This is a genomic window from Enterobacter sp. HNDS-6, from assembly GCF_039850505.1.
Lineage (GTDB): Bacteria > Pseudomonadota > Gammaproteobacteria > Enterobacterales > Enterobacteriaceae > Enterobacter > Enterobacter kobei.
Genome location: NZ_CP156673.1, coordinates 190,552 through 210,907, shown reverse-complemented (window position 1 = coordinate 210,907; position 20,356 = coordinate 190,552). Strand labels below are relative to the sequence as shown.

Below are 20,356 nucleotides of genomic sequence, written 5' to 3'. Positions count from 1 at the left end.
CCCTCCACCTGTGTTACACCTGCGGGAAAATCAGCTCCAGAGCCTGGATTGAATCTTCCCAGTCGGCACGTTCAAAAATGCCCTGTTGTAAAAACGCCTCCAGCTGCGGCCACAGGCTAATCGCTTTGTCGAGCATAGGATCGCTGCCTTTGGCATACGCCCCCACGCTGACCAGATCGCGGTTGCGCTGGAAGCTGGAGAGGAGTTGTTTAAAGTTACGCACGCGGGCGTAATGCTTCTCGGTGATCAGCGCCGTCATTGCGCGGCTGATGGATGCTTCAATATCAATCGCCGGGTAGTGTCCGGCTTCAGCCAGACGACGCGATAACACAATATGACCGTCGAGAATGGCGCGCGCGGAGTCGGCAATCGGGTCCTGCTGGTCATCGCCTTCGGTCAGTACCGTATAAAATGCAGTGATGGAGCCACCGCCGCTGATGCCGTTCCCTGCGCGTTCAACCAGCGCAGGAAGTTTGGCAAAGACCGAAGGCGGGTAGCCTTTGGTGGCCGGTGGCTCACCGATAGCCAGCGCAATTTCACGCTGCGCCATCGCGTAGCGGGTGAGGGAGTCCATGATCAGCAGTACGTGCTTGCCGCGGTCGCGGAAATCTTCGGCAATACGGGTGGCGTAGGCGGCACCCTGCATACGTAGCAGGGGGGACACATCCGCCGGGGCGGCGATAACCACCGAACGGGCCCGGCCTTCCGCACCCAGAATGTTTTCGATGAAATCTTTGACTTCACGGCCACGCTCACCGATCAGCCCAACGACGATCACGTCGGCCTGGGTATAACGCGCCATCATGCCTAGCAGGACCGATTTACCCACGCCGGAGCCGGCGAACAAACCCATACGTTGTCCGCGTCCTACCGTGAGCAGAGCGTTAATCGGCCGTACGCCAGTGTCCAGCACATGTTCAATAGGGGTACGCTGCAGGGGGTTAAACGGCTGGGTGATCAACGCCCCGGTTTCGGTGGTGTCCGGCGCGGGCAGGCCATCCAGCGGTTTCCCGCTGCCGTCGAGCACGCGGCCGAGCAGGGCCGGACCAAGCGGCAGCTGTTTCCCGCTTTGCAGGCCGTCGCCGCTGATGTTTTTCGCGTAGACGCGGGCGCCGGGGAGAATACCTTCCACCTCTTCAAGCGGCATCAGGAACAGTCGCTGACCGTTAAATCCAACCACTTCGCTTTCGACTTCACGCGTTTCCTGACCATCCTGGCGCTCAATCACGCAGGTTGCGCCCAGCGGAAGCTGCAGACCGGTGGCTTCCAGTACCAGACCGGTCGCGCGCGTCAGTCGTCCATAACGACGAACGGATGGCAGTTGCGCCATCTTCGTCTCAAAGTTGTCGAGCGTGTTGAGCCAGCGGGTGAGGCGTGCGGTCATCAGACGACTCCCGGTGCCGCCAGGCGGCACAGTTCCTGCCAGCGAGTGGCGACGCTGGCATCCAGGTCACCTTCGTCGGCAGAGACTTTGCAGCCGCCGTGGTGTAACGACGGATCGCCGCGCAGACGCCAGCCGTGCAGGCTGAGGGTTGCCCCCAGGCTCTCCTCAACGCGCTGCAGATCGTCCGGGTGAACGCGCAGCTGCGGTTTGCCGCTAAACAGCGGTTCCTGCTGCAGAAGCCCCTGAATCTGTTTGATCAGCGCCGTGTTATCCACCACAGGCGTCTGGCCGATGACCTGACGTGCAGCTTCCAGCGCCATTTGCATCAGACGGGACGCAATCACGCTGTCCAGCGCGTCCAGCGTGTGCTGGAACTCGCTGACCAGCTGCTGCATGCGGGCGTGGATCGGTGCCTGCTGCTGACGCGCCTGGTCGATACCGTGCTCTAATCCTTTCGCCAGACCTTCCTGATAGCCCAGATCGTGACCTTTCTGGCGGCCTTCATTCAGACCGGCATTGTAGCCCTGCTCATGCGCCTGCATTTGCAGCTGCGCCAGCATCTGCGCTTGCTGCTCCTCCTCGCTCAGTTCGGGCTGTTCGACGTCGACGTCAGGCTCTGCGGACGAGGCCTTCGCGGGCGTGAATTCCGAAAGGGGAGGGGCCAGATCGTCTGGCGTCCAGCGCTTCCACGACAGCTCATTAGACATAAGTGTCGTCTCCGCTGCCAATCACCATCTCGCCGGTTTCCGCCAGACGACGAACAATAAGCAGGATGGCTTTCTGTTCGTTCTCCACCTGAGACAGACGAACCGGACCGCGGTTGGCAAGGTCGTCGCGCAGGATATCCGCCGCACGCTGAGACATGTTGCGCAGGAACTTCTCGCGCAGCGGCTGTTCGGCACCTTTGAGGGCGATAAGCAGCGATTCGGAGTCCACTTCCTGGAGCAGGCGCTGGATGCTGCGATCGTCCACTTCGACCAGGTTTTCGAACAGGAACATCTCGTCGATAATTTTCTGTGCCAGCTCGCCGTCGAATTCGCGAACCGCGGTAATAACCGCTTCTTCCTGCTGCGTTTTCATCAGGTTGATGATTTCCGCCGCCGTTCTCACGCCGCCCATTTTGCTGCGCTTGAGGTTCTGACCGTCGAGCAGGTTGTTCAGTACTTCGGTCAGCTCCGCCAGCGCGGCCGGCTGGACGCCACCGAAGGTTGCGATACGCAGCATCACATCGTGACGCAGACGCTCTTCGAACAGGGCCAGAATATCGGCTGCCTGACCCCGTTTGAGGTGGACAAGGATGGTGGCGATAATCTGCGGGTGCTCGTCGCGAATAAGGTCGGCGGCACTCTGCGGCTCCATAAAGTTAAGCGTTTCGATCCCGCTGGCGGTATCGCGCGTTTCCAGAATGTCTTCCAGCAGGCTGGCGGCACGCTCTTCGCCCAGCGCCTTGACCAGGACGGAGCGCAGGTAGTCGTTGGCGTTGACGTTGAGCGCGGCAAACTGTTCGGCTTCCTGCTCAAATTCCGACAGCACTTCGGTCAGCTGTTTATTGGAGATCTGACGCACGTTGGCCATGGCCGCACTGAGGATTTGCACTTCCCGCTGGGAGAGGTGCTTAAACACCTCTGCCGCGCGGTCTTCGCCAATGGTCATCAGCAGGATGACGCTTTTATCGGTGCCTGTAAGCGTATTACTCATGTTCGTTACCCATCCACTGGCGGATGACCAGCGCCACGACGCGCGGATCGTTATCTGACATTTCGCGAATGCGCTGGCTCATCACTTCGGCGCCCATGCGCTGGTTAGCCCGACGCTGCTGCATCTGCTCATCTTTGCTGAGGCGAACTTCAACCGCTTCTTCCGTTTCCTGACGCGTAGACATCTGTTCGCGAGCGGCTTTTTCTGCTTCAGCACGACGCTGGAGCTGTGGACGAACGCCCTTACGCCACAGCAGCCACGCGACAATCAGCACCAGCAGCCAGCGTCCTGCGGACATCAGCTGGTCGATAAACGCCTGCTGTTGCCAGAACGGCAGTTCACCGCCGGTCTCTTCAACCGCGTTGAACGGCGAGTTCACCACGTTAAGGGTGTCGCCACGCTTCTCGGAGTAGCCCATTGCTTCGCGGGTCAGGTTTTCAATCTGCTTCATCTGCTCGGCGGTTAACGGCAACGGTTTGCCATCCGCCAGCGTTTTGTAGTTCACCACCACCGCAACAGAGAGACGCTGAATATCGCCCACGTTGAGTTTAGTGTGGCGGATCGTCCGATCCACTTCGTAGTTCGTGGTTTCGTTACGGCTACTGGTGCGTGGACCGGCGTTACTGGTCGTTGAGGTGGTCTGCTGATTATTTTGCTGACCGTTCTGCTGATTGGCCGGCGGCGTGGAAATCGGTGCCGCGTTTGCCGGAGCCGGCTGGTTAGAGAGCGCACCCGGCACGCCGCCAGGGTAGGCGCCGCCTACCTGTTCGCTGGAGTTGATCTGACGCGAGCGCATCACCGCCTGAGCCGGATCGCCGTTCGGGCTGTATTGCTCTTCGGTTTGTTCTTTATTAGAGAAGTCAATCTGCGCGGTCACCTGCGCATGCACGTTGCTGTTACCGACAACCGGGCCGAGGATCGCTTCAATGCGACGCTGGAGACGGTTTTCTACGTCTGCGGCATATTTCAGCTGCGCGTCGTTCAGGTCACGCCCGGCGGTATTGGATTGGGTCAGCAGGTGTCCGCTTTGATCGACCACCGTCACGTTACCCGGTGGCAGACCGGCGACGGCGCTGGAGACGAGATGCGTCACCGCGCTGATTTGCCCTTCGTCCAGCGCGCGGCCAGGTTCGAGGTTCACGGTCACGGAAGCTGAAGGGGATTTCTGTTCGCGAACAAATAAAGAAGGCTTAGGCATCGCCAGATGCACACGGGCACTCTTCACCGGGCCTAACGTTTCAATGGTGCGGGCAAGCTCACCTTCCAGCGCACGCTGGTAGTTCACCTGCTCGCTGAACTGGCTGATACCGAACTTTTCCTGATCCAGCAGTTCAAAACCGACCGCACCGCCCTTCGGCAGGCCCTGCTGAGCCAGACGCAGACGCAGCTCGTGGACCTTATCAGCAGGCACCTCAAGGGCACCGCCGTTATCGGCAAAGCGATAAGGGATGTTCATCTGGGTAAGCTGGGTGACGATGGCACCGCCATCCTGATCGGAAAGGTTGCTATAGAGCGTGCGGTAATCAGGGCTTTTTGCCCATAAAACCATCGCTACAAGGATGGCAATAGCGGCAGCGCCTGCCACGATCAACGGGATTTTAGGATTCGCGCGAAGGCGGTTCATCCACTCGAGTGATTTATTTTGCGGCGCTGTCGATGCTGTTGCACTCATTGCGCACCTCTTAAATCCTGGTGGTTTACGTTATTCGTGTAGAGAAACAAAACTGACTCCCGGGTCGGCAAACACGACAAAAGTTCCATATTGATGGCCCTGCCATTATTTGATGATTCCGGATTTTCTATGCGTCAAATAACCTGGTTTTTTCACGCTATTTACCGCCATTATCTTATTGACAAGCTGTTAGTCTTGACCGCGTAAAAAACCATCCAGGGGAGAGTCATGGCTATACAGGGCATTGAAGGGGTAATCAGTCAGTTGCAGGCAACGGCGATGACGGCCCGTAATCAGAATGTGGCAGAACAACAGCCGACCATCAGCTTTGCGGGGCAACTGCATGCCGCTCTTGACCGTATCAGCGATACCCAGACCGCGGCGCGTACCCAGGCGGAGAAATTCACCCTCGGTGAGCCGGGCGTGGCGCTGAATGATGTGATGGCCGATTTGCAGAAAGCCACGGTTTCCCTCCAGATGGGGATTCAGGTGCGGAATAAACTGGTGTCGGCGTATCAGGAAGTGATGGGCATGCAGGTTTAAGCCTTTTATCTTCGCTGGCAGCCGCAGCGCTTTAATGCCACAATATTTTTTTCTTCGAAAGCAGGAAAGATGATGAAAAAAATAGCAATTGCTGGCGCGCTGCTGGCACTGACCGGGTGCGTACAGGTCGATAACTATCAGGATGTAATCAAGCATCCTGTCCCGGCGCATCTGGCGGGATACTGGCAGTCAAAAGGACCGCAGAGTAGCCTGGTCAGTCCTGAAGCGATTGCCACGCTGGTGGTGACCGAAGAGGGCGATACGCTGGACTGCCGCCAGTGGCAGCGCGTGATTGCCGTGCCGGGTAAAATCATGCTGCGTTCAGACAGCTACTACAACGTTACCCGCAAGCTGGATATCTATCCGCTGGAGCGCGATGGCGCGACGCTTGAGTATGACGGGATGGAGCTGCAGAAGGTTGACCGCCCAACGGTGGAATGTGCTGATTACCTGAGCAAAAACCCGCTGGAGAGTAAACTACCGTAGCCGTTTGTTGCCGGGTGGCGGTTTCGCCTGGCCCGGCCTACAAAAGTACCGTCCCGTAAGCCGGGTAAGCGTCAGCGCCACCCGGCATTGTTTCTACAGCGCATCTTCTATTACCCAAACGCTGACACTCCCTCCATTACAGGTAAAGGTGCCTTCGCCATCTGCCGCGGTGGTGACCGTTTCTTCGCGATTGCCGAGGAAATCACGCCACGTTTTGTCGCCGTAATTTTCCCCAAGGCAAATCACTTTCTCGCCGTCGTCGCCGTTCGACATCACTACCACACAGCCGGGATCGTCTTCCGTACCGCTGCGGCTGAAGGCGATGCAGTTAGGATGGTCAAAAAACAGGGTCTGCACGCCGTGGGCAAAACGCTGCCGGGCGAGGATCAGTTCATGAAGCTGCTCAATGACCGGCATGTCGATGTGGTAGGTCTCGCCATCTCCACCCGTATCGTCATAGCTCGCCCCGAAGAGATCCGGATAAAACACGCTCGGCACGCCGTTTTCCCGCAGCAGGATCAACGCATACGCCAGCGGTTTAAACCAGGCTTCGACCGGTGCTTCCAGCGCCTGCAAAGGTTGGGTGTCGTGGTTAGCGACGAGAGTGACCGCATGGAACGGATCCGCCTCCACCAGCGTACCGGTGAAGATCTGGCTCATGTCATAATCCCGTCCCTGACGAGACGCTTCGTGGAATTTCATCTGCAGGGGAGCATCAAAGAGCATGGTTTTACCGTCGACCTGGTCAATATAGGCCTGCAGTTTATCCACCTCGTGGGACCAGTATTCTGCCACAATAAACAGCGGCTGGTCAGCGACGTCCTGGACGTGCTCAATCCACTCTTTATAAAACCATGCGGGAATATGCTTGACGGCATCCAGACGAAAACCGTTGCAGCCCGTCTGTTCCATGACCCAGCGGGCCCAGTATTTGATCTCTTCGGTGACCGCGTGATTGCGAAAATCAATGTTCTCGCCCATCAGATAATCGAAGTTACCCATCTCATCATCAACCTGATCGTTCCAGCCTTCGCCGGTGTAGTCGTTGACGATTTTAAAGATGCCGTCTTCATCCGGGTTTTCAATATGGTCCACGCCGCTGAAGCATTTGTAATCCCAGATGAACTGGGAATATTGCCCGGCACGGGCAGGGAAGGTATAGCGGGTCCAGGCTTCACACTCAATGATTTCATCATCAATTTGCGTGCGGTCCTGCTCGTTCACGCGCTGAACGCGGACAGGCTCTTTCTCGTCTGCCCCCATCTTGTGGTTCACCACGACGTCCAGCAGCACGGCGATTTCATTGCTTTTCAACGCCTCAATGGCCTCCAGCAGCTGCGCTTTGTCACCGTATTTCGTGGCGATACTGCCTTTCTGGTCAAATTCGCCGAGATCGAACAGATCGTATGAGTCATAGCCAACCGAATACCCGCCGGACGCACCTTTATACGCGGGGGGAAGCCAGATCATATTGATGCCGATTTCATTAAGATTAGGGGCTAACGCCGTGACTTCGCGCCACAATTCACCGCCAGCAGGGTAATACCAGTGAAAACATTGTAAAAGTGTTGGGTTGCGCATGCACCATCTCCATGAGGTCGCGAAACTCAAGTATGGCGCAGGTTTGGCAGAAATGCTGGCGTACGAAACGGTTAATGTTCGTACGCCAGTTAAATGGCTAACTGATATCGCTATTACTTTGCGGAACCAGGACATGGCCGCCTTGATTACCGTAGGTGGAGAGAACGGTTTTCTGGATGGAGGATTGCCCAACCAGCTTCGCCAGCTCATCCATTCTGGCTTGCAGCAATGTTTTTACCTGGCCTTCGTTGTCCAGGATCACCCGCAGCGTCGGGCGAAGCTGCTCCTGAATCTGCATCGAAGGTTCACTTTCCTGAGTGAGACGAGCCAGTGAGTGCACCGCATTAACATAGTCGGTTTCACAGATGATCAGATCATCCCATAGCCCCTGCCGGGCCAGTCGCAACATCAACTGGCTCTGCTCAAGGAGTTGCTGATAAAGGGTATAGAGCTGCGGTGCATTACTCATTAGACGGCGTCCTGCATCAGTTGTGGGGTACCGGCAACCTCCTTCCACCCGTCAGCGATATTGCGCAGCAATGTTTCCACCTCTTCGATGGCGCTGGCGTCGTTATTCACATTGGCGTGCAGGAGGCGACGAACCATATAGGCATAAAGGGCGATCAGGTTTTGTGTGAGCTCATCACCATTACTTTCCACCAGGCCGACCTTCAGACCGTTCTCGATAATGTTGATCGCTTTCGAAATCGCGAGTCCCTTTGCCGGGATATTGCCGTCTTGCAGGAACAGACGCGCGCGAACCAGCGCGCTGAGGGCTCCATCAAATAGCATGATAACCAGCTGTTGCTGGCTGGCGCTCATCACCGCGCTTTCAACCTCTATTTTTGCGTAGGCTTGTGTACCTTTTGCGCCGTACATGTTATCCCCCTCGGGTCTGATTAGCGTTTACTACTTGTTGCTGGACGTATTTTCAAACTGCTGCGTCAGGTAGCTACTGGTGTTGTTCAATGAGGTCATCAGTACGTCCAGCTGGGTAAACTGAGCTTTATACTGTGCCACACGAGCATCAATACGATCGCTGACTGAGTTGTATTGATCCGTCAGCTTGTTCAGCGTTTTGCTGACCCCATCTTTTGCCGCCTGGATAATCCCTTTGCTGGAGAGCCAGTCAGTCAGATTGGTGGCCATGGTGGTGGTGATACCGGTGGCTTTACCGTCGCCCACAACCAGATCTTTTACGGCGATCGGGTTATCAGTTAGCGCTTTTTTCAGCTTCGTGCTGTCCAGCTCCAGTTTGCCTGAGCTTGGGTCTGAGGTAATGCCCAGTGACGACAGCGTCTTATAGGTGGTACCGCCTACGGTGTTGCTCAGCATGGTTTTCAACTGGGTCTGGATCGTACGCAGCGTGCTGTCACCGAGCAGGGCACCGTTGCTGGCATCCTGTGCATCTGTACCTGCATCCACCGCCGTATATTTGGTTAATGTTGCAAAGCTGTCCTGAAGGGTGTTGTAGGCATCCACCCAGGCTTTCATTGCCGTTTCCGCTTTCGACGTATCTTTGGTGATCGTCAGCGTCTGGTTGCCGGTGGTGACATCGTTCAGGTTCAGGGTGATATCTTCCAGCGCATCGCTGATAGTATTGCTGCTGTTTTCGATATCTACGTTGTTCACCTTCAGCTTCGCGTTCTGCGCGGTGACGCTTTCCGTCATCCCGTTGCTGGCGTCGGTGCTGGTGCCGTTATAACCCATAAAGGATTGCAGAGCGCTGTCGCCGCTCACGCTGATGCTGACCGCGTTGTCCGCCCCGGTTTCGGTAGAGGTGATGGACAGACGATACTGACCATTACCGACGTTAATAATACTGGCGGTGACACCGGCATCCGCTTTGTTAATGGCATCACGAATGCCGGTCAGCGAGGAGTTGGCCGCGCTGATATCTACCGTCACCGGTTTTTTACCGTTGCCTGCGGTAAAGGTAATTTTGCTATCTGTCGTGGCGATAGCGGTTTTAGTATCCGCCTGGGTATTTTTGGTGGTCAGCGTTTGCGCCTGCGCCAGCTGCGACACGCTAATGGTGTATTTACCCGCAATCGCGCTGCCGGAGGTGGTGGCGCTGAATGCCGTGGTGCTGCTCGCCGTGCTGGTGGCCGTAAACAAGTCGGCTTTATTCAGCGCGGTGTTGGCGGTCTGAAACGCTTCCAGTGAACTCTTCAACGTGCCGTAAGCGCTAAGCTTGGCGGTATAAGATGACTGTTGTTTGGAAATCGGTGTTAGCTGCTCTTTTTCGGCCTTGGTCAGACTATCCAGAATGTCTGCTAACTGAAGACCCGAACCAATCCCCAATGATGAAATACTTGCCATATTTATTCCTTAATCTATCGACACGTAGAACGAATAGTGGGGTTATCGGCCTTAATGGGGGAAAGTTTACGGTTAATTTCTTTTTTTTAATGGCGGGAATAACGGTAATAGAGAAGAGTATTTCCGTGGCTAAAAAAATTATCGAGATCCTGAAAAAAAATCTAAAGGTTGTTTTGGACCAGACGATAACACCTTTGACGGCGATGAAGCCGAAGGGTGGAAACCCAAATCTAACCAAACAGATTTGATGAACAACAGGAATCGAAATCATGGCACAAGTCATTAATACCAACAGCCTCTCGCTGATCACTCAGAACAACATCAACAAGAACCAGTCTGCTCTGTCTTCTTCTATCGAGCGTCTGTCTTCTGGTCTGCGTATCAACAGCGCTAAAGATGATGCTGCGGGCCAGGCTATCGCTAACCGCTTCACGTCTAACATCAAAGGTCTGACTCAGGCTGCACGTAACGCTAACGACGGTATCTCTCTGGCGCAGACCACTGAAGGCGCGCTGTCTGAAATCAACAACAACCTGCAGCGTGTTCGTGAACTGACCGTTCAGGCGACCACCGGTACTAACTCTGATTCTGACCTGTCTTCAATCCAGGACGAAATCAAATCCCGTCTGTCTGAAATCGACCGCGTATCGGGTCAGACTCAGTTCAACGGCGTGAACGTACTGGCTAAAGACGGTTCCATGAAGATTCAGGTTGGTGCGAACGACGGCCAGACTATCTCCATCGACCTGCAGCAGATCGATTCTTCTACTCTGGGTCTGAACGGCTTCTCTGTTTCTAACAACGCACTGAAACTGAGCGATTCTATCACTCAGGTTGGCGCGAGCGGTTCTCTGAAAGATGTTGACCTGAGCGCAGTTGCTACCACCCTGGGTGTGGACGCGAAGAGCCTGACTCTGCACAACGTGCAGACTCCAGCTGGCGCATCTACTGCGACCTACGTGGTTTCTTCTGGTTCTGACAACTACGCTGTGTCTGTTGACGATGCAACTGGCAGCGTGAAAGTGAACACCGCTGACATCACCTATACCGATGCAAACGGTGGTACAGGTACACTGACCGGTGTTGCTGTTAAAGTTGGCGCAGACGCTGCTGGCGCGGCTGCAGGTTATGCTGAAGTTCAGGGTAAAAACTACTCCCTGACTGCAACTGCTATCGCTGATGGCGGCGCAGGCGGTACGCTGAACAACGCGCAGACTGTTACCCTGAACGCAGCTGGCGAGTTCAAAGGCGTGTCTACTGCAGATCCACTGGCTCTGCTGGACAAAGCTATCGCGTCTGTTGATAAATTCCGTTCTTCTCTGGGTGCGGTACAGAACCGTCTGAGCTCTGCGGTAACCAACCTGAACAACACCACCACCAACCTGTCTGAAGCGCAGTCCCGTATTCAGGACGCCGACTATGCGACCGAAGTGTCCAATATGTCTAAAGCGCAGATTATCCAGCAGGCCGGTAACTCCGTGCTGTCCAAAGCTAACCAGGTTCCTCAGCAGGTTCTGTCTCTGCTGCAGGGCTAATCGCCTGATAATGCTCAAACCCCGCTTCGGCGGGGTTTTTTATTTAGCGCTATTCGCATAACCCCCCAAATAACCCCTCATTTCACCCACTATTCACCCAATTGAAACCCCTGCAGAATCGGATAATCATGCCGATAACTCAATTAACGCAGGGCTGTTTATCGTGAATTCACTCTATACCGCTGAAGGTGTAATGGATAAACACTCGCTGTGGCAGCGTTATGTCCCGCTGGTGCGTCACGAAGCATTGCGCCTCCAGGTGCGCTTGCCGGCGAGCGTGGAACTTGACGATCTGCTACAGGCGGGCGGTATCGGGTTATTGAATGCAGTTGACCGATACGACGCTCTGCAAGGAACGGCATTTACGACTTACGCAGTTCAGCGTATTCGTGGTGCGATGCTGGACGAACTGCGCAGCCGTGACTGGGTGCCGCGAAGTGTTCGCCGCAACGCCCGCGAAGTGGCGCATGCGATGGGGCAGCTGGAACAGGAACTGGGACGCAACGCAACGGAAACCGAAGTGGCGGAACGTCTTGGCATTGCTGTTGAAGAGTATCGTCAGATGTTGCTCGATACCAATAATAGCCAACTCTTCTCTTATGACGAGTGGCGCGAAGAGCATGGCGATAGCATCGAGCTGGTGACGGATGAGCACCAGCAGGAAAACCCGTTACACCATTTAATGGAAGGGAATTTACGCCAGCGCGTAATGGAAGCGATTGAAGCGCTGCCTGAACGCGAACAGCTGGTGTTGACCCTTTATTACCAGGAAGAGCTTAATCTCAAAGAGATTGGCGCTGTTCTGGAGGTGGGGGAGTCTCGGGTTAGCCAGTTGCACAGCCAGGCCATTAAACGCTTACGAACCAAGCTGGGTAAGTTATAGGTGATTTTTTCACCCGAAAAATGCCGCACAACGTATTGACAACCAGGAGTTATCATGACGGTGCAGCAATCAAAAAGACGGCCTTTAAGCCGCTACCTGAAAGACTTTAAACACAGCCAGACGCATTGCGCCCACTGTAAGAAACTACTCGATCGTATCACGCTGGTTCGCCGTGGCGAGATCGTGAATAAAATCGCGATCTCTCGCCTCGACACGTTGATGGACGAAGCGGCGTGGCTCGAAGAGCAGAAAGAGTGGGTGGCGCTTTGCCGTTTCTGTGGCGATCTCCACTGCAAAGAGCAAAGCGACTTCTTCGACATTATCGGCTTCAAACAATTCCTGTTTGAACAAACGGAGATGAGCCACGGCACCGTGCGCGAATATGTGGTTCGCCTGCGCCGCCTTGGACAGCATCTGACCGTTAACAACATCTCTCGCGATCTGCTAAAAACCGGTTATCTGGATGAGAATCTGGAGCCGTGGCTGCCTGCCACCAGCACCAACAACTACCGTATTGCGCTGCGCAAGTATGCGCAATATAAGGTACAAATGCCGGGTGCGATGAAGCAGAAAGGCCACGCCGGAACAACTTCTGATATATATTAAAAAAGAATAAGATGTAGCGCAGTCGCCTTTGACGTCGCAGGCGATTTCTCTACACTACGTAAAAATTCTACGCTATCGGGGTATTTATGAAATTAGCACTTCTGGGTCGTCAGGCGTTGATGGGCGTTATGGCCGTGGCGCTGGTTGCGGGTATGAGCGTGAAAACGTTCGCTGCAGAAAATCTGCTGAACAAAGTAAAAGAGCGCGGAACGCTGCTGGTTGGGCTGGAAGGAACCTATCCTCCGTTCAGCTTCCAGGGCGACGACGGCAAACTGACCGGTTTTGAAGTGGAATTTGCCGAAGAACTGGCAAAACACCTCGGCGTGAAAGCCTCCCTGAAACCGACCAAATGGGACGGTATGCTGGCATCGCTGGATTCCAAACGCATTGACGTGGTGATTAACCAGGTGACCATTTCTGACGAGCGTAAGAAGAAGTATGACTTCTCCACGCCGTACACCGTGTCCGGTATTCAGGCGCTGGTGAAGAAAGGTAACGAAGGCACCATCAAAACCGCGGCCGACCTGAAAGGTAAAAAAGTGGGTGTCGGCCTGGGCACTAACTACGAGGAGTGGCTGCGCCAGAACGTTCAGGGCGTGGACATCCGAACCTATGATGATGACCCGACGAAATACCAGGATCTGCGCGTAGGCCGTATTGACGCCATTCTGGTTGACCGCCTGGCCGCGCTGGATCTGGTGAAGAAAACCAACAACACTCTGGCGGTTGCCGGTGATGCGTTCTCTCGTCAGGAATCCGGTGTTGCGGTCCGTAAAGGTAACGAAGACCTGGTGAAAGCGATCGACGCTGCGATTGCTGATATGCAAAAAGACGGCAGCCTGAAGGCGCTCTCCGAGAAGTGGTTCGGCGCAGACGTCACCAAATAAGTCTTTGACGTGAAAAAAAGGCGCTTTTAAAAGCGCCTTTTTTATTTCTTACGCGTCTGCGTGCATAATGAAAAATATCACATTTTGTCTGAGTTACCGGAGAACCCATGTCACTACAGAATTTAACGCGCTTTCCCCGCCTGGAGTTTATCGGCGCGCCGACTCCGCTGGAGTATCTGCCGCGATTTTCTGATTACGTAGGACGCGATATTTTCATTAAGCGCGATGACGTAACGCCGATGGCGATGGGGGGCAACAAGCTGCGTAAGCTGGAGTTTCTGGCCGCGGATGCACTGCGTGAAGGGGCGGACACGCTCATCACCGCCGGGGCAATCCAGTCCAACCACGTTCGTCAGACGGCGGCAGTCGCGGCGAAGCTTGGTCTCCATTGCGTGGCACTGCTGGAAAACCCAATTGGCACGCGGGCAGAAAATTATCTCACCAACGGTAATCGTCTGCTGCTGGATCTGTTTAATGTGCAGGTGGAGATGGTCGATGCGTTGACCGACCCGACTGCGCAGCTCGACGAACTGGCTACGCGCCTCGAAGCGCAGGGTTTCCGTCCTTATGTCATCCCTGTCGGCGGTTCGAATGCGCTGGGCGCGCTGGGTTATGTGGAAAGTGCGCTGGAGATCGTGCAGCAGTGTGAGGGGGCGGTGAGCCTCTCCTCCGTGGTTGTCGCGTCTGGCAGTGCGGGCACGCACGCCGGGCTGGCGGTGGGGCTGGAGCAGCTGATGCCCGAGGTGGAACTGATAGGCGTGACGGTGTCCCGCAGCGTTGCGGATCAAAAGCCGAAAGTGGTCACGTTACAGCAGGCGGTGGCAGAGCAGCTGGCGCTTAAGGCAAAAGCCGATATTCTGCTCTGGGATGACTATTTTGCGCCGGGCTACGGCACGCCTAATGAAGAGGGGATGGAGGCGGTTAAACTGCTGGCGCGCCTTGAGGGTATACTGCTTGATCCGGTCTATACGGGTAAAGCGATGGCCGGGCTTATAGATGGCATTACGCAGAAACGCTTTAAGGATGAAGGGCCGATTTTATTTGTGCACACCGGCGGGGCGCCCGCGCTGTTTGCTTATCATCCTCATGTCTAAAAATCAGGTCGAAAAATAATAATGCAAGAAAGTATACAACTGGTTATTGATTCCCTGCCGTATCTGCTGAAAGGTGCGGTATTTACGCTCCAGCTGAGTATTGGCGGGATGTTCTTCGGCCTCGTACTGGGCTTCGTGCTGGCCTTAATGCGTATGTCGCCCATTCTGCCGGTACGCTGGCTGGCGCGTTTTTATATCTCCGTGTTTCGCGGTACGCCACTCATTGCTCAGCTCTTTATGATCTACTACGGTCTACCGCAATTCGGTATCGAGCTGGATCCGATCCCGGCGGCGATGATTGGCCTGTCGCTCAATACGGCGGCCTATACCTCTGAAACCCTGCGCGCGGCAATCTCGTCCATTGATAAAGGTCAGTGGGAAGCGGCGGCCAGTATCGGGATGACGCCGTGGCAAACATTGCGTCGCGCTATTTTGCCGCAGGCTGCGCGTGTGGCGCTTCCGCCGCTGAGCAACAGCTTCATTAGCCTGGTCAAAGATACCTCTCTGGCCGCAACGATTCAGGTGCCTGAACTGTTCCGTCAGGCGCAGCTTATTACCTCGCGCACCCTTGAAGTCTTCACCATGTATCTGGCTGCCTCGCTGATTTACTGGGTGATGGCAACGGTGTTGTCTGCTCTGCAAAACTATTTTGAAAACCAGCTTAACCGCCAGGAGCGTGATCCAAAATGAGTGCTATCGACGTTAAAAACCTGGTGAAAAAATTCCATGGTCAAACGGTGCTCCACGGGATCGATCTGGAAGTGGAGCAGGGCGAAGTGGTGGCTATTATCGGGCCGAGCGGGTCGGGAAAAACGACGCTGCTGCGCAGTATTAACCTGCTTGAACAACCGGAAGGGGGCACCATCCGGGTCGGGGAGATTACGATTGATACCGGTAAATCCATCAGCCAGCAGAAAGGATTAATTCGCCGTCTGCGTCAGCATGTGGGCTTTGTGTTCCAGAACTTCAATCTTTTTCCGCACCGCACGGTACTGGAAAACATTATTGAAGGGCCGGTTATCGTAAAAGGTGAGCCAAAAGAGGACGCGACGGCGCGTGCCCGCGAGCTGCTCGCTAAAGTTGGGCTGGCAGGTAAAGAGACCAGCTATCCGCGCCGCCTGTCAGGAGGCCAGCAGCAGCGCGTGGCGATAGCGCGTGCGCTGGCGATGCGCCCTGACGTGATCCTGTTTGATGAACCGACCTCGGCGCTCGACCCCGAGCTGGTGGGCGAAGTGCTGAACACCATTCGCCAGCTGGCGCAGGAGAAGCGCACGATGGTCATCGTGACCCATGAAATGAGCTTTGCTCGTGACGTGGCGGACAGGGCCATTTTCATGGACCAGGGGCGGATTGTGGAGCAGGGGCCGGCGAAAAGTTTATTTGCGGATCCTCAACAGCCGCGAACCCGTCAGTTCCTTGAAAAATTCCTCATGCAGTAGCATTTTTGTCCTTATTTGCTCCGGAAATCTTTTCTGGAGCAAATTATTCTCCCTGTTGCCCCGGGCGTCTGCTTTTTTATTCCACCCGACGCAGATAAGCCTTATCAATAGTAAAGTTAATTGTGCTATTGCCGATATTTTGTGGTTAGAAATAAGTTTTATGTGTTAGGTTATATTCACCATAATAATGATTATCTTTTCAGAGGCTTCTTTTAGTAAGTATGAAGGATTCAGACTTTTTCACCTGGCGACGGGATTGCTTCCTCCGGTTTCAGGAATTGACCTGTGCCGACGAGGTATATCAGGAACTTCAGCGACAAACGCAGGCGCTCGAATTCGATTATTACGCGCTCTGCGTGCGCCATCCCGTGCCATTTACGCGACCCAAGGTCTCGCTGCAAACCACTTATCCAAAGCAGTGGATGGCGCAATATCAATCCGCGAACTATTTCGCGATTGATCCGGTTTTAAAGCCGGAGAATTTCATTCAGGGTCATCTTCCCTGGTCGGATGCATTATTCGCGGATGCGCAGGAGTTATGGCATAACGCACAGGATCACGGTTTACGCACGGGAATAACGCAGTGTCTGATGCTGCCTAATCACGCGCTCGGTTTCCTCTCGGTTTCCCGTACGAGTGTGCAGGATGTGCCGTACAGACAGGAAGAAATAGAACTACGGTTGCAAATGCTGGTGCAAATGGCATTAACCACGCTGTTGCGTTTTGAAGATGGGATGGTGATGCCGCCAGAGATGAAATTCAGCAAGCGTGAGCGGGAAATTCTGAAATGGACTGCGGAAGGGAAGACGTCAGCGGAAATAGCGATCATTCTCTCCATTTCAGAGAATACGGTTAACTTCCATCAGAAGAATATGCAGAAAAAATTCAATGCACCCAACAAAACCCAGATTGCTTGTTACGCGGCGGCAACGGGACTGATCTGATTAGAGAGTACGTTCTGCGTGACAGACGAGCGGACGGCTGAATGCAGTGCATCCAGCCGTTTTTTGTTACTGGCGGTACGCTTGTTTAATTTGCTTAACGGTGTTTGCAAATACAGCCGATTCCGCCTGGTCTTCCATCTGCGCGATTTGCTTTTCCATTTTAATGATCACACGACCAGCATCAGCCTGGCCCATCGCCTGCAGCATCAGCGTCAGCAGTGCTTTCAGGCAGTTTACTTCCTGTGCCAGTTCCTGGTTATTCTCCGCAGTGGCAAATTCAGGTGTGCTCATTTATTTTCCTCATTATTAAACGGCGCTAAAGCGCGACGACGAAAGTCAAGGCGGCGGAGTATACCACAAGCTGAAGCAAAAAATGCAGCGGTTGTTTTTCGTACTTTTACTGCGCTGTTTATTTGCGTAAACTCCGCCAGGCGGTAGACTGATGCCCTGGTATGACTATTAATTGTTTATGAGTGGTTTGCTTACCGTTAATTATTGTTACAAAAATCTGAAAACTGTTTTCCCCGAGGAAAAGGAGCAAGGTTTTTGTAACTTTTTGAATACGGATGCTTAAAAAAAAGCGCAAAAGCCCTGATGGCAAGGACTCTCTTTCCACGGACTGTACAGGCTAATTTCCAAAAACGAGAGCAAAATCGAATAGCCGATTTTTTAACGTTTTAATCTTGTGAGGAAAACCGTTAATATAAACCAAATTATCACTCAGTAGCGTTATCCCTATTCTGGAGACATTTCCTTTGATCAACGTCCTTCTTGTTGATGACCACGAACTGGTGCGCGCAGGGATACGACGCATTCTTGAAGATATAAAAGGGATTAAAGTTGCCGGAGAGGTGTGCTGTGGGGAAGATGCCGTAAAATGGTGCCGCACAAACTCCGCCGATGTGGTGCTGATGGATATGAACATGCCCGGCATCGGTGGCCTTGAGGCAACGCGCAAAATTGCGCGTACCTTCGTAGATACCAAAGTCATCATGCTGACCGTGCATACTGAAAATCCACTGCCTGCGAAAGTGATGCAGGCGGGTGCGGCCGGTTACCTGAGCAAAGGTGCCGCTCCGCAGGAGGTCGTCAATGCCATCCGCTCCGTGTTTGCCGGGCAGCGTTACATCGCCTCTGACATTGCGCAACAGATGGCTTTGAGCCAGATCGAACCCGAGAAAAGCGAGTCCCCGTTTGCCAGTTTGTCTGAGCGCGAATTGCAGATTATGCTGATGATCACGAAAGGTCAGAAGGTAAATGAGATCTCGGAACAGCTGAACCTCAGCCCGAAAACGGTGAACAGCTATCGTTATCGAATGTTCAGTAAACTGAACATTCATGGTGATGTTGAACTGACTCATCTGGCCATCCGACATGGTTTATGTAATGCGGAGACGTTGTTAAGTCAGTGAGTGATGTGTTCGATTCAAAAGCATTTCTGAAAACGGTAACCAGCCAGCCTGGCGTCTATCGGATGTATGACGCTGGCGGTACGGTTATCTATGTGGGGAAGGCGAAAGACCTTAAAAAACGCCTTTCCAGCTATTTTCGCAGCAACCTTGCCTCCCGTAAGACTGAAGCGCTGGTCTCTCTCATTCATAATATTGATGTCACCGTCACGCATACCGAAACCGAAGCTCTGCTGCTTGAGCACAATTATATAAAGCTCTATCAGCCGCGCTATAACGTGCTGTTGCGGGACGATAAATCCTATCCCTTTATCTTCCTGAGTGGCGATACCCATCCGCGTCTGGCGATGCACCGTGGTGCAAAACACGCGAAGGGGGAATATTTTGGTCCTTTCCCGAATGGCTATGCCGTGCGGGAGACGCTCGCACTGCTGCAAAAAATCTTCCCGATTCGTCAGTGCGAAAACAGTGTCTACCGTAACCGCTCGCGTCCGTGTCTGCAGTACCAGATTGGACGCTGCCTGGGCCCCTGTGTCGCCGGGCTGGTCAGTGAAGATGAGTATGCCCAGCAGGTGGACTATGTACGCCTGTTCTTAGCCGGAAAAGACGATCAGGTGTTAACCCAGCTGATCGCGCGGATGGAAAAAGCCAGCGCCGCACTTGAGTTTGAAGAGGCCGCACGGATCCGTGACCAAATTCAGGCGGTGCGCCGGGTCACCGAGAAACAGTTTGTCTCGAATACCGGTGACGATCTCGACGTTATCGGCGTCTCCTTTGACGCCGGAATGGCCTGTGTTCACGTGCTGTTTATCCGCCAGGGCAAAGTACTCGGCAGCCGCAGCTATTTCCCTAAAGTGCCTGGTGGCACCGAGCTGGGGGAAGTGGTGGAAACCTTTGTCGGCCAGTTCTATCTACAGGGAAGCCAGATGCGCACGCTCCCCTCGGAGATCCTGCTCGATTTCAACCTTGACGATAAAACCCTGCTGGCCGATTCGCTTTCCGAGCTGGCGGGCCGTCGGGTCAACGTACAAACCAAACCCCGCGGCGACAGGGCGCGTTATCTGAAGCTCGCGCGGACCAACGCGGCGACGGCGCTGACCACAAAATTGTCTCAGCAATCGACGGTCAGCCAGCGGTTAACCGCGCTGGCAACGCTACTGAAGTTGCCGGAAGTGAAACGTATGGAGTGTTTCGATATCAGCCATACGATGGGCGAGCAGACGGTAGCATCCTGCGTCGTTTTTGATGCTAATGGCCCGCTTCGCGCCGAGTATCGACGCTACAACATCACCGGCATTACGCCGGGAGACGACTATGCCGCCATGAATCAGGTGTTGCGTCGTCGTTACGGTAAAGCAATTGAAGAGAGCAAGATCCCGGATGTGATCCTGATTGACGGTGGTAAAGGCCAGCTTGGCCAGGCGAAAACGGTATTTGAATCACTCGACGTTGAGTGGGACAAAAATCATCCGCTGCTGTTAGGTGTGGCGAAAGGGGCCGATCGTAAGGCGGGTCTGGAGACGTTGTTCTTCGAACCGGAAGGTGAGGGCTTCACTCTGCCGCCAGACTCTCCGGCGCTGCATGTTATCCAGCATATTCGCGATGAATCGCACGACCATGCTATCAGCGGGCACCGTAAAAAACGGGCGAAGGTGAAAAATACCAGTACTCTGGAAACCATTGAGGGCGTCGGGCCAAAACGTCGCCAGATGCTGCTGAAGTATATGGGCGGATTGCAAGGATTACTCAACGCCAGCATGGAGGAAATTGCAAAAGTGCCGGGTATTTCGCAAGGGCTGGCAGAAAAGATCTACTACTCGTTGAAACATTGAGGGCTCTGTAGCAACATAGAGCTAAATTTTACTGACAACAA

The 20,356-nt window shown here is 54.2% G+C and carries 21 protein-coding genes; 12 read left to right on the top strand and 9 right to left on the bottom strand.

The genetic code is table 11. The annotated features are described in order from the left end of the window. Nucleotides 1–13: 13 nt before the first annotated feature. From fliI to fliF, 4 genes are read right to left on the bottom strand one after another with little or no spacing between them, the layout of a single operon-like run. Nucleotides 14–1,384, bottom strand: a complete 1,371-nt coding sequence (gene fliI / locus ABFI50_RS01000; RefSeq protein ID WP_014884394.1) for a flagellar protein export ATPase FliI — start codon at nucleotides 1,382–1,384, stop codon at nucleotides 14–16. Further along, nucleotides 1,384–2,091 carry a flagellar assembly protein FliH gene (gene fliH, locus ABFI50_RS00995; protein WP_088126599.1) on the bottom strand — a complete coding sequence of 236 codons (708 nt, stop codon included), beginning with the start codon at nucleotides 2,089–2,091 and terminating at the stop codon, nucleotides 1,384–1,386. The genes fliI and fliH overlap by 1 nt, the downstream gene beginning before the upstream one ends. After that, the gene (gene fliG, locus ABFI50_RS00990) at nucleotides 2,084–3,082 is read right to left on the bottom strand and encodes a flagellar motor switch protein FliG (RefSeq protein ID WP_008500327.1); all 999 of its coding nucleotides are present in this window, start codon (nucleotides 3,080–3,082) and stop codon (nucleotides 2,084–2,086) included. The genes fliH and fliG overlap by 8 nt, the downstream gene beginning before the upstream one ends. Continuing rightward, the gene (fliF, locus tag ABFI50_RS00985) at nucleotides 3,075–4,754 is read right to left on the bottom strand and encodes a flagellar basal-body MS-ring/collar protein FliF (protein ID WP_023330812.1); all 1,680 of its coding nucleotides are present in this window, start codon (nucleotides 4,752–4,754) and stop codon (nucleotides 3,075–3,077) included. The genes fliG and fliF overlap by 8 nt, the downstream gene beginning before the upstream one ends. 228 nt (nucleotides 4,755–4,982) lie before the next feature. Here fliF and fliE point away from each other — a divergent pair, with 228 nt between their 5' ends. Next, on the top strand, nucleotides 4,983–5,297 hold the full coding sequence (gene fliE, locus ABFI50_RS00980; RefSeq protein ID WP_014884391.1) for a flagellar hook-basal body complex protein FliE: 315 nt from the start codon (nucleotides 4,983–4,985) through the stop codon (nucleotides 5,295–5,297). Between the two features lie 72 nt (nucleotides 5,298–5,369). Beyond that, the gene (gene yedD, locus ABFI50_RS00975; protein WP_045135351.1) at nucleotides 5,370–5,783 is read left to right on the top strand and encodes a lipoprotein YedD; all 414 of its coding nucleotides are present in this window, start codon (nucleotides 5,370–5,372) and stop codon (nucleotides 5,781–5,783) included. A gap of 93 nt (nucleotides 5,784–5,876) precedes the next feature. On the opposite strand, the gene amyA is transcribed toward yedD, so the two are convergent. From amyA to fliD, 4 genes are all read right to left on the bottom strand, one after another. Next, on the bottom strand, nucleotides 5,877–7,364 hold the full coding sequence (gene amyA, locus ABFI50_RS00970; protein WP_347485158.1) for an alpha-amylase: 1,488 nt from the start codon (nucleotides 7,362–7,364) through the stop codon (nucleotides 5,877–5,879). A gap of 97 nt (nucleotides 7,365–7,461) precedes the next feature. Then, nucleotides 7,462–7,833 carry a flagella biosynthesis regulatory protein FliT gene (gene fliT / locus ABFI50_RS00965; protein WP_014884388.1) on the bottom strand — a complete coding sequence of 124 codons (372 nt, stop codon included), beginning with the start codon at nucleotides 7,831–7,833 and terminating at the stop codon, nucleotides 7,462–7,464. Beyond that, on the bottom strand, nucleotides 7,833–8,243 hold the full coding sequence (fliS, locus tag ABFI50_RS00960) for a flagellar export chaperone FliS (RefSeq protein ID WP_014884387.1): 411 nt from the start codon (nucleotides 8,241–8,243) through the stop codon (nucleotides 7,833–7,835). The genes fliT and fliS overlap by 1 nt, the downstream gene beginning before the upstream one ends. Nucleotides 8,244–8,273: 30 nt before the next feature. Then, nucleotides 8,274–9,686: a flagellar filament capping protein FliD gene (gene fliD / locus ABFI50_RS00955; protein ID WP_047344735.1), complete on the bottom strand. Its 1,413-nt coding sequence runs from the start codon at nucleotides 9,684–9,686 to the stop codon at nucleotides 8,274–8,276. A gap of 269 nt (nucleotides 9,687–9,955) precedes the next feature. Between fliD and ABFI50_RS00950 the strand changes: the two genes are divergently transcribed. The 8 genes from ABFI50_RS00950 to sdiA all read left to right on the top strand — a co-directional run bounded on the left by ABFI50_RS00950 (nucleotide 9,956) and on the right by sdiA (nucleotide 17,074). Continuing rightward, nucleotides 9,956–11,221, top strand: a complete 1,266-nt coding sequence (locus ABFI50_RS00950; protein WP_048997448.1) for a FliC/FljB family flagellin — start codon at nucleotides 9,956–9,958, stop codon at nucleotides 11,219–11,221. Nucleotides 11,222–11,384: 163 nt separating this feature from the next. Continuing rightward, entirely contained in the window at nucleotides 11,385–12,104 is a 720-nt protein-coding gene (locus ABFI50_RS00945; protein WP_014170714.1) for an RNA polymerase sigma factor FliA, read from the top strand. Nucleotides 12,105–12,158: 54 nt separating this feature from the next. After that, nucleotides 12,159–12,710 carry a flagella biosynthesis regulatory protein FliZ gene (gene fliZ, locus ABFI50_RS00940; protein ID WP_014884383.1) on the top strand — a complete coding sequence of 184 codons (552 nt, stop codon included), beginning with the start codon at nucleotides 12,159–12,161 and terminating at the stop codon, nucleotides 12,708–12,710. A gap of 86 nt (nucleotides 12,711–12,796) precedes the next feature. Beyond that, the gene (gene tcyJ / locus ABFI50_RS00935) at nucleotides 12,797–13,597 is read left to right on the top strand and encodes a cystine ABC transporter substrate-binding protein (RefSeq protein ID WP_014884382.1); all 801 of its coding nucleotides are present in this window, start codon (nucleotides 12,797–12,799) and stop codon (nucleotides 13,595–13,597) included. 107 nt (nucleotides 13,598–13,704) lie between these two features. After that, complete coding sequence (dcyD, locus tag ABFI50_RS00930) at nucleotides 13,705–14,691, top strand: D-cysteine desulfhydrase (protein WP_347485156.1); 987 nt, start codon at nucleotides 13,705–13,707, stop codon at nucleotides 14,689–14,691. A gap of 21 nt (nucleotides 14,692–14,712) precedes the next feature. After that, the gene (gene tcyL / locus ABFI50_RS00925; protein ID WP_014884380.1) at nucleotides 14,713–15,381 is read left to right on the top strand and encodes a cystine ABC transporter permease; all 669 of its coding nucleotides are present in this window, start codon (nucleotides 14,713–14,715) and stop codon (nucleotides 15,379–15,381) included. Then, the gene (tcyN, locus tag ABFI50_RS00920; RefSeq protein ID WP_014884379.1) at nucleotides 15,378–16,130 is read left to right on the top strand and encodes an L-cystine ABC transporter ATP-binding protein TcyN; all 753 of its coding nucleotides are present in this window, start codon (nucleotides 15,378–15,380) and stop codon (nucleotides 16,128–16,130) included. The genes tcyL and tcyN overlap by 4 nt, the downstream gene beginning before the upstream one ends. 221 nt (nucleotides 16,131–16,351) lie before the next feature. After that, nucleotides 16,352–17,074 carry a transcriptional regulator SdiA gene (gene sdiA / locus ABFI50_RS00915; RefSeq protein ID WP_196347391.1) on the top strand — a complete coding sequence of 241 codons (723 nt, stop codon included), beginning with the start codon at nucleotides 16,352–16,354 and terminating at the stop codon, nucleotides 17,072–17,074. Nucleotides 17,075–17,140: 66 nt separating this feature from the next. Here the strand turns inward: sdiA and ABFI50_RS00910 are convergent, their stop codons facing one another. After that, nucleotides 17,141–17,365, bottom strand: coding sequence for a DUF2594 family protein (locus tag ABFI50_RS00910; protein ID WP_014832453.1), 225 nt, complete (start codon nucleotides 17,363–17,365; stop codon nucleotides 17,141–17,143). A gap of 464 nt (nucleotides 17,366–17,829) precedes the next feature. On the opposite strand from ABFI50_RS00910, the gene uvrY reads away from it, so the two are divergent. Next, entirely contained in the window at nucleotides 17,830–18,486 is a 657-nt protein-coding gene (uvrY, locus tag ABFI50_RS00905) for a UvrY/SirA/GacA family response regulator transcription factor (protein ID WP_014884377.1), read from the top strand. Further along, nucleotides 18,483–20,315 (top strand): excinuclease ABC subunit UvrC, encoded by a 1,833-nt coding sequence (uvrC, locus tag ABFI50_RS00900; RefSeq protein WP_248217825.1) that lies wholly within the window; start codon nucleotides 18,483–18,485, stop codon nucleotides 20,313–20,315. The genes uvrY and uvrC overlap by 4 nt, the downstream gene beginning before the upstream one ends. Nucleotides 20,316–20,356: the final 41 nt, after the last annotated feature.

Excerpts from the sequence above, each read along its gene's own strand:
- ABFI50_RS00950 (WP_048997448.1), top strand. The coding sequence starts at position 9,956 with ATGGCACAAGTCATTAATACCAACAGCCTCTCGCTGATCACTCAGAAC.
- fliZ (WP_014884383.1), top strand. The coding sequence starts at position 12,159 with ATGACGGTGCAGCAATCAAAAAGACGGCCTTTAAGCCGCTACCTGAAA.
- tcyN (WP_014884379.1), top strand. The coding sequence starts at position 15,378 with ATGAGTGCTATCGACGTTAAAAACCTGGTGAAAAAATTCCATGGTCAA.
- dcyD (WP_347485156.1), top strand. The coding sequence starts at position 13,705 with ATGTCACTACAGAATTTAACGCGCTTTCCCCGCCTGGAGTTTATCGGC.
- tcyL (WP_014884380.1), top strand. The coding sequence starts at position 14,713 with ATGCAAGAAAGTATACAACTGGTTATTGATTCCCTGCCGTATCTGCTG.
- fliH (WP_088126599.1), bottom strand. The coding sequence starts at position 2,091 with ATGTCTAATGAGCTGTCGTGGAAGCGCTGGACGCCAGACGATCTGGCC.
- sdiA (WP_196347391.1), top strand. The coding sequence starts at position 16,352 with ATGAAGGATTCAGACTTTTTCACCTGGCGACGGGATTGCTTCCTCCGG.
- fliG (WP_008500327.1), bottom strand. The coding sequence starts at position 3,082 with ATGAGTAATACGCTTACAGGCACCGATAAAAGCGTCATCCTGCTGATG.
- tcyJ (WP_014884382.1), top strand. The coding sequence starts at position 12,797 with ATGAAATTAGCACTTCTGGGTCGTCAGGCGTTGATGGGCGTTATGGCC.
- ABFI50_RS00910 (WP_014832453.1), bottom strand. The coding sequence starts at position 17,365 with ATGAGCACACCTGAATTTGCCACTGCGGAGAATAACCAGGAACTGGCA.
- fliD (WP_047344735.1), bottom strand. The coding sequence starts at position 9,686 with ATGGCAAGTATTTCATCATTGGGGATTGGTTCGGGTCTTCAGTTAGCA.
- amyA (WP_347485158.1), bottom strand. The coding sequence starts at position 7,364 with ATGCGCAACCCAACACTTTTACAATGTTTTCACTGGTATTACCCTGCT.
- fliI (WP_014884394.1), bottom strand. The coding sequence starts at position 1,384 with ATGACCGCACGCCTCACCCGCTGGCTCAACACGCTCGACAACTTTGAG.
- fliF (WP_023330812.1), bottom strand. The coding sequence starts at position 4,754 with ATGAGTGCAACAGCATCGACAGCGCCGCAAAATAAATCACTCGAGTGG.
- fliS (WP_014884387.1), bottom strand. The coding sequence starts at position 8,243 with ATGTACGGCGCAAAAGGTACACAAGCCTACGCAAAAATAGAGGTTGAA.
- fliE (WP_014884391.1), top strand. The coding sequence starts at position 4,983 with ATGGCTATACAGGGCATTGAAGGGGTAATCAGTCAGTTGCAGGCAACG.
- yedD (WP_045135351.1), top strand. The coding sequence starts at position 5,370 with ATGAAAAAAATAGCAATTGCTGGCGCGCTGCTGGCACTGACCGGGTGC.
- fliT (WP_014884388.1), bottom strand. The coding sequence starts at position 7,833 with ATGAGTAATGCACCGCAGCTCTATACCCTTTATCAGCAACTCCTTGAG.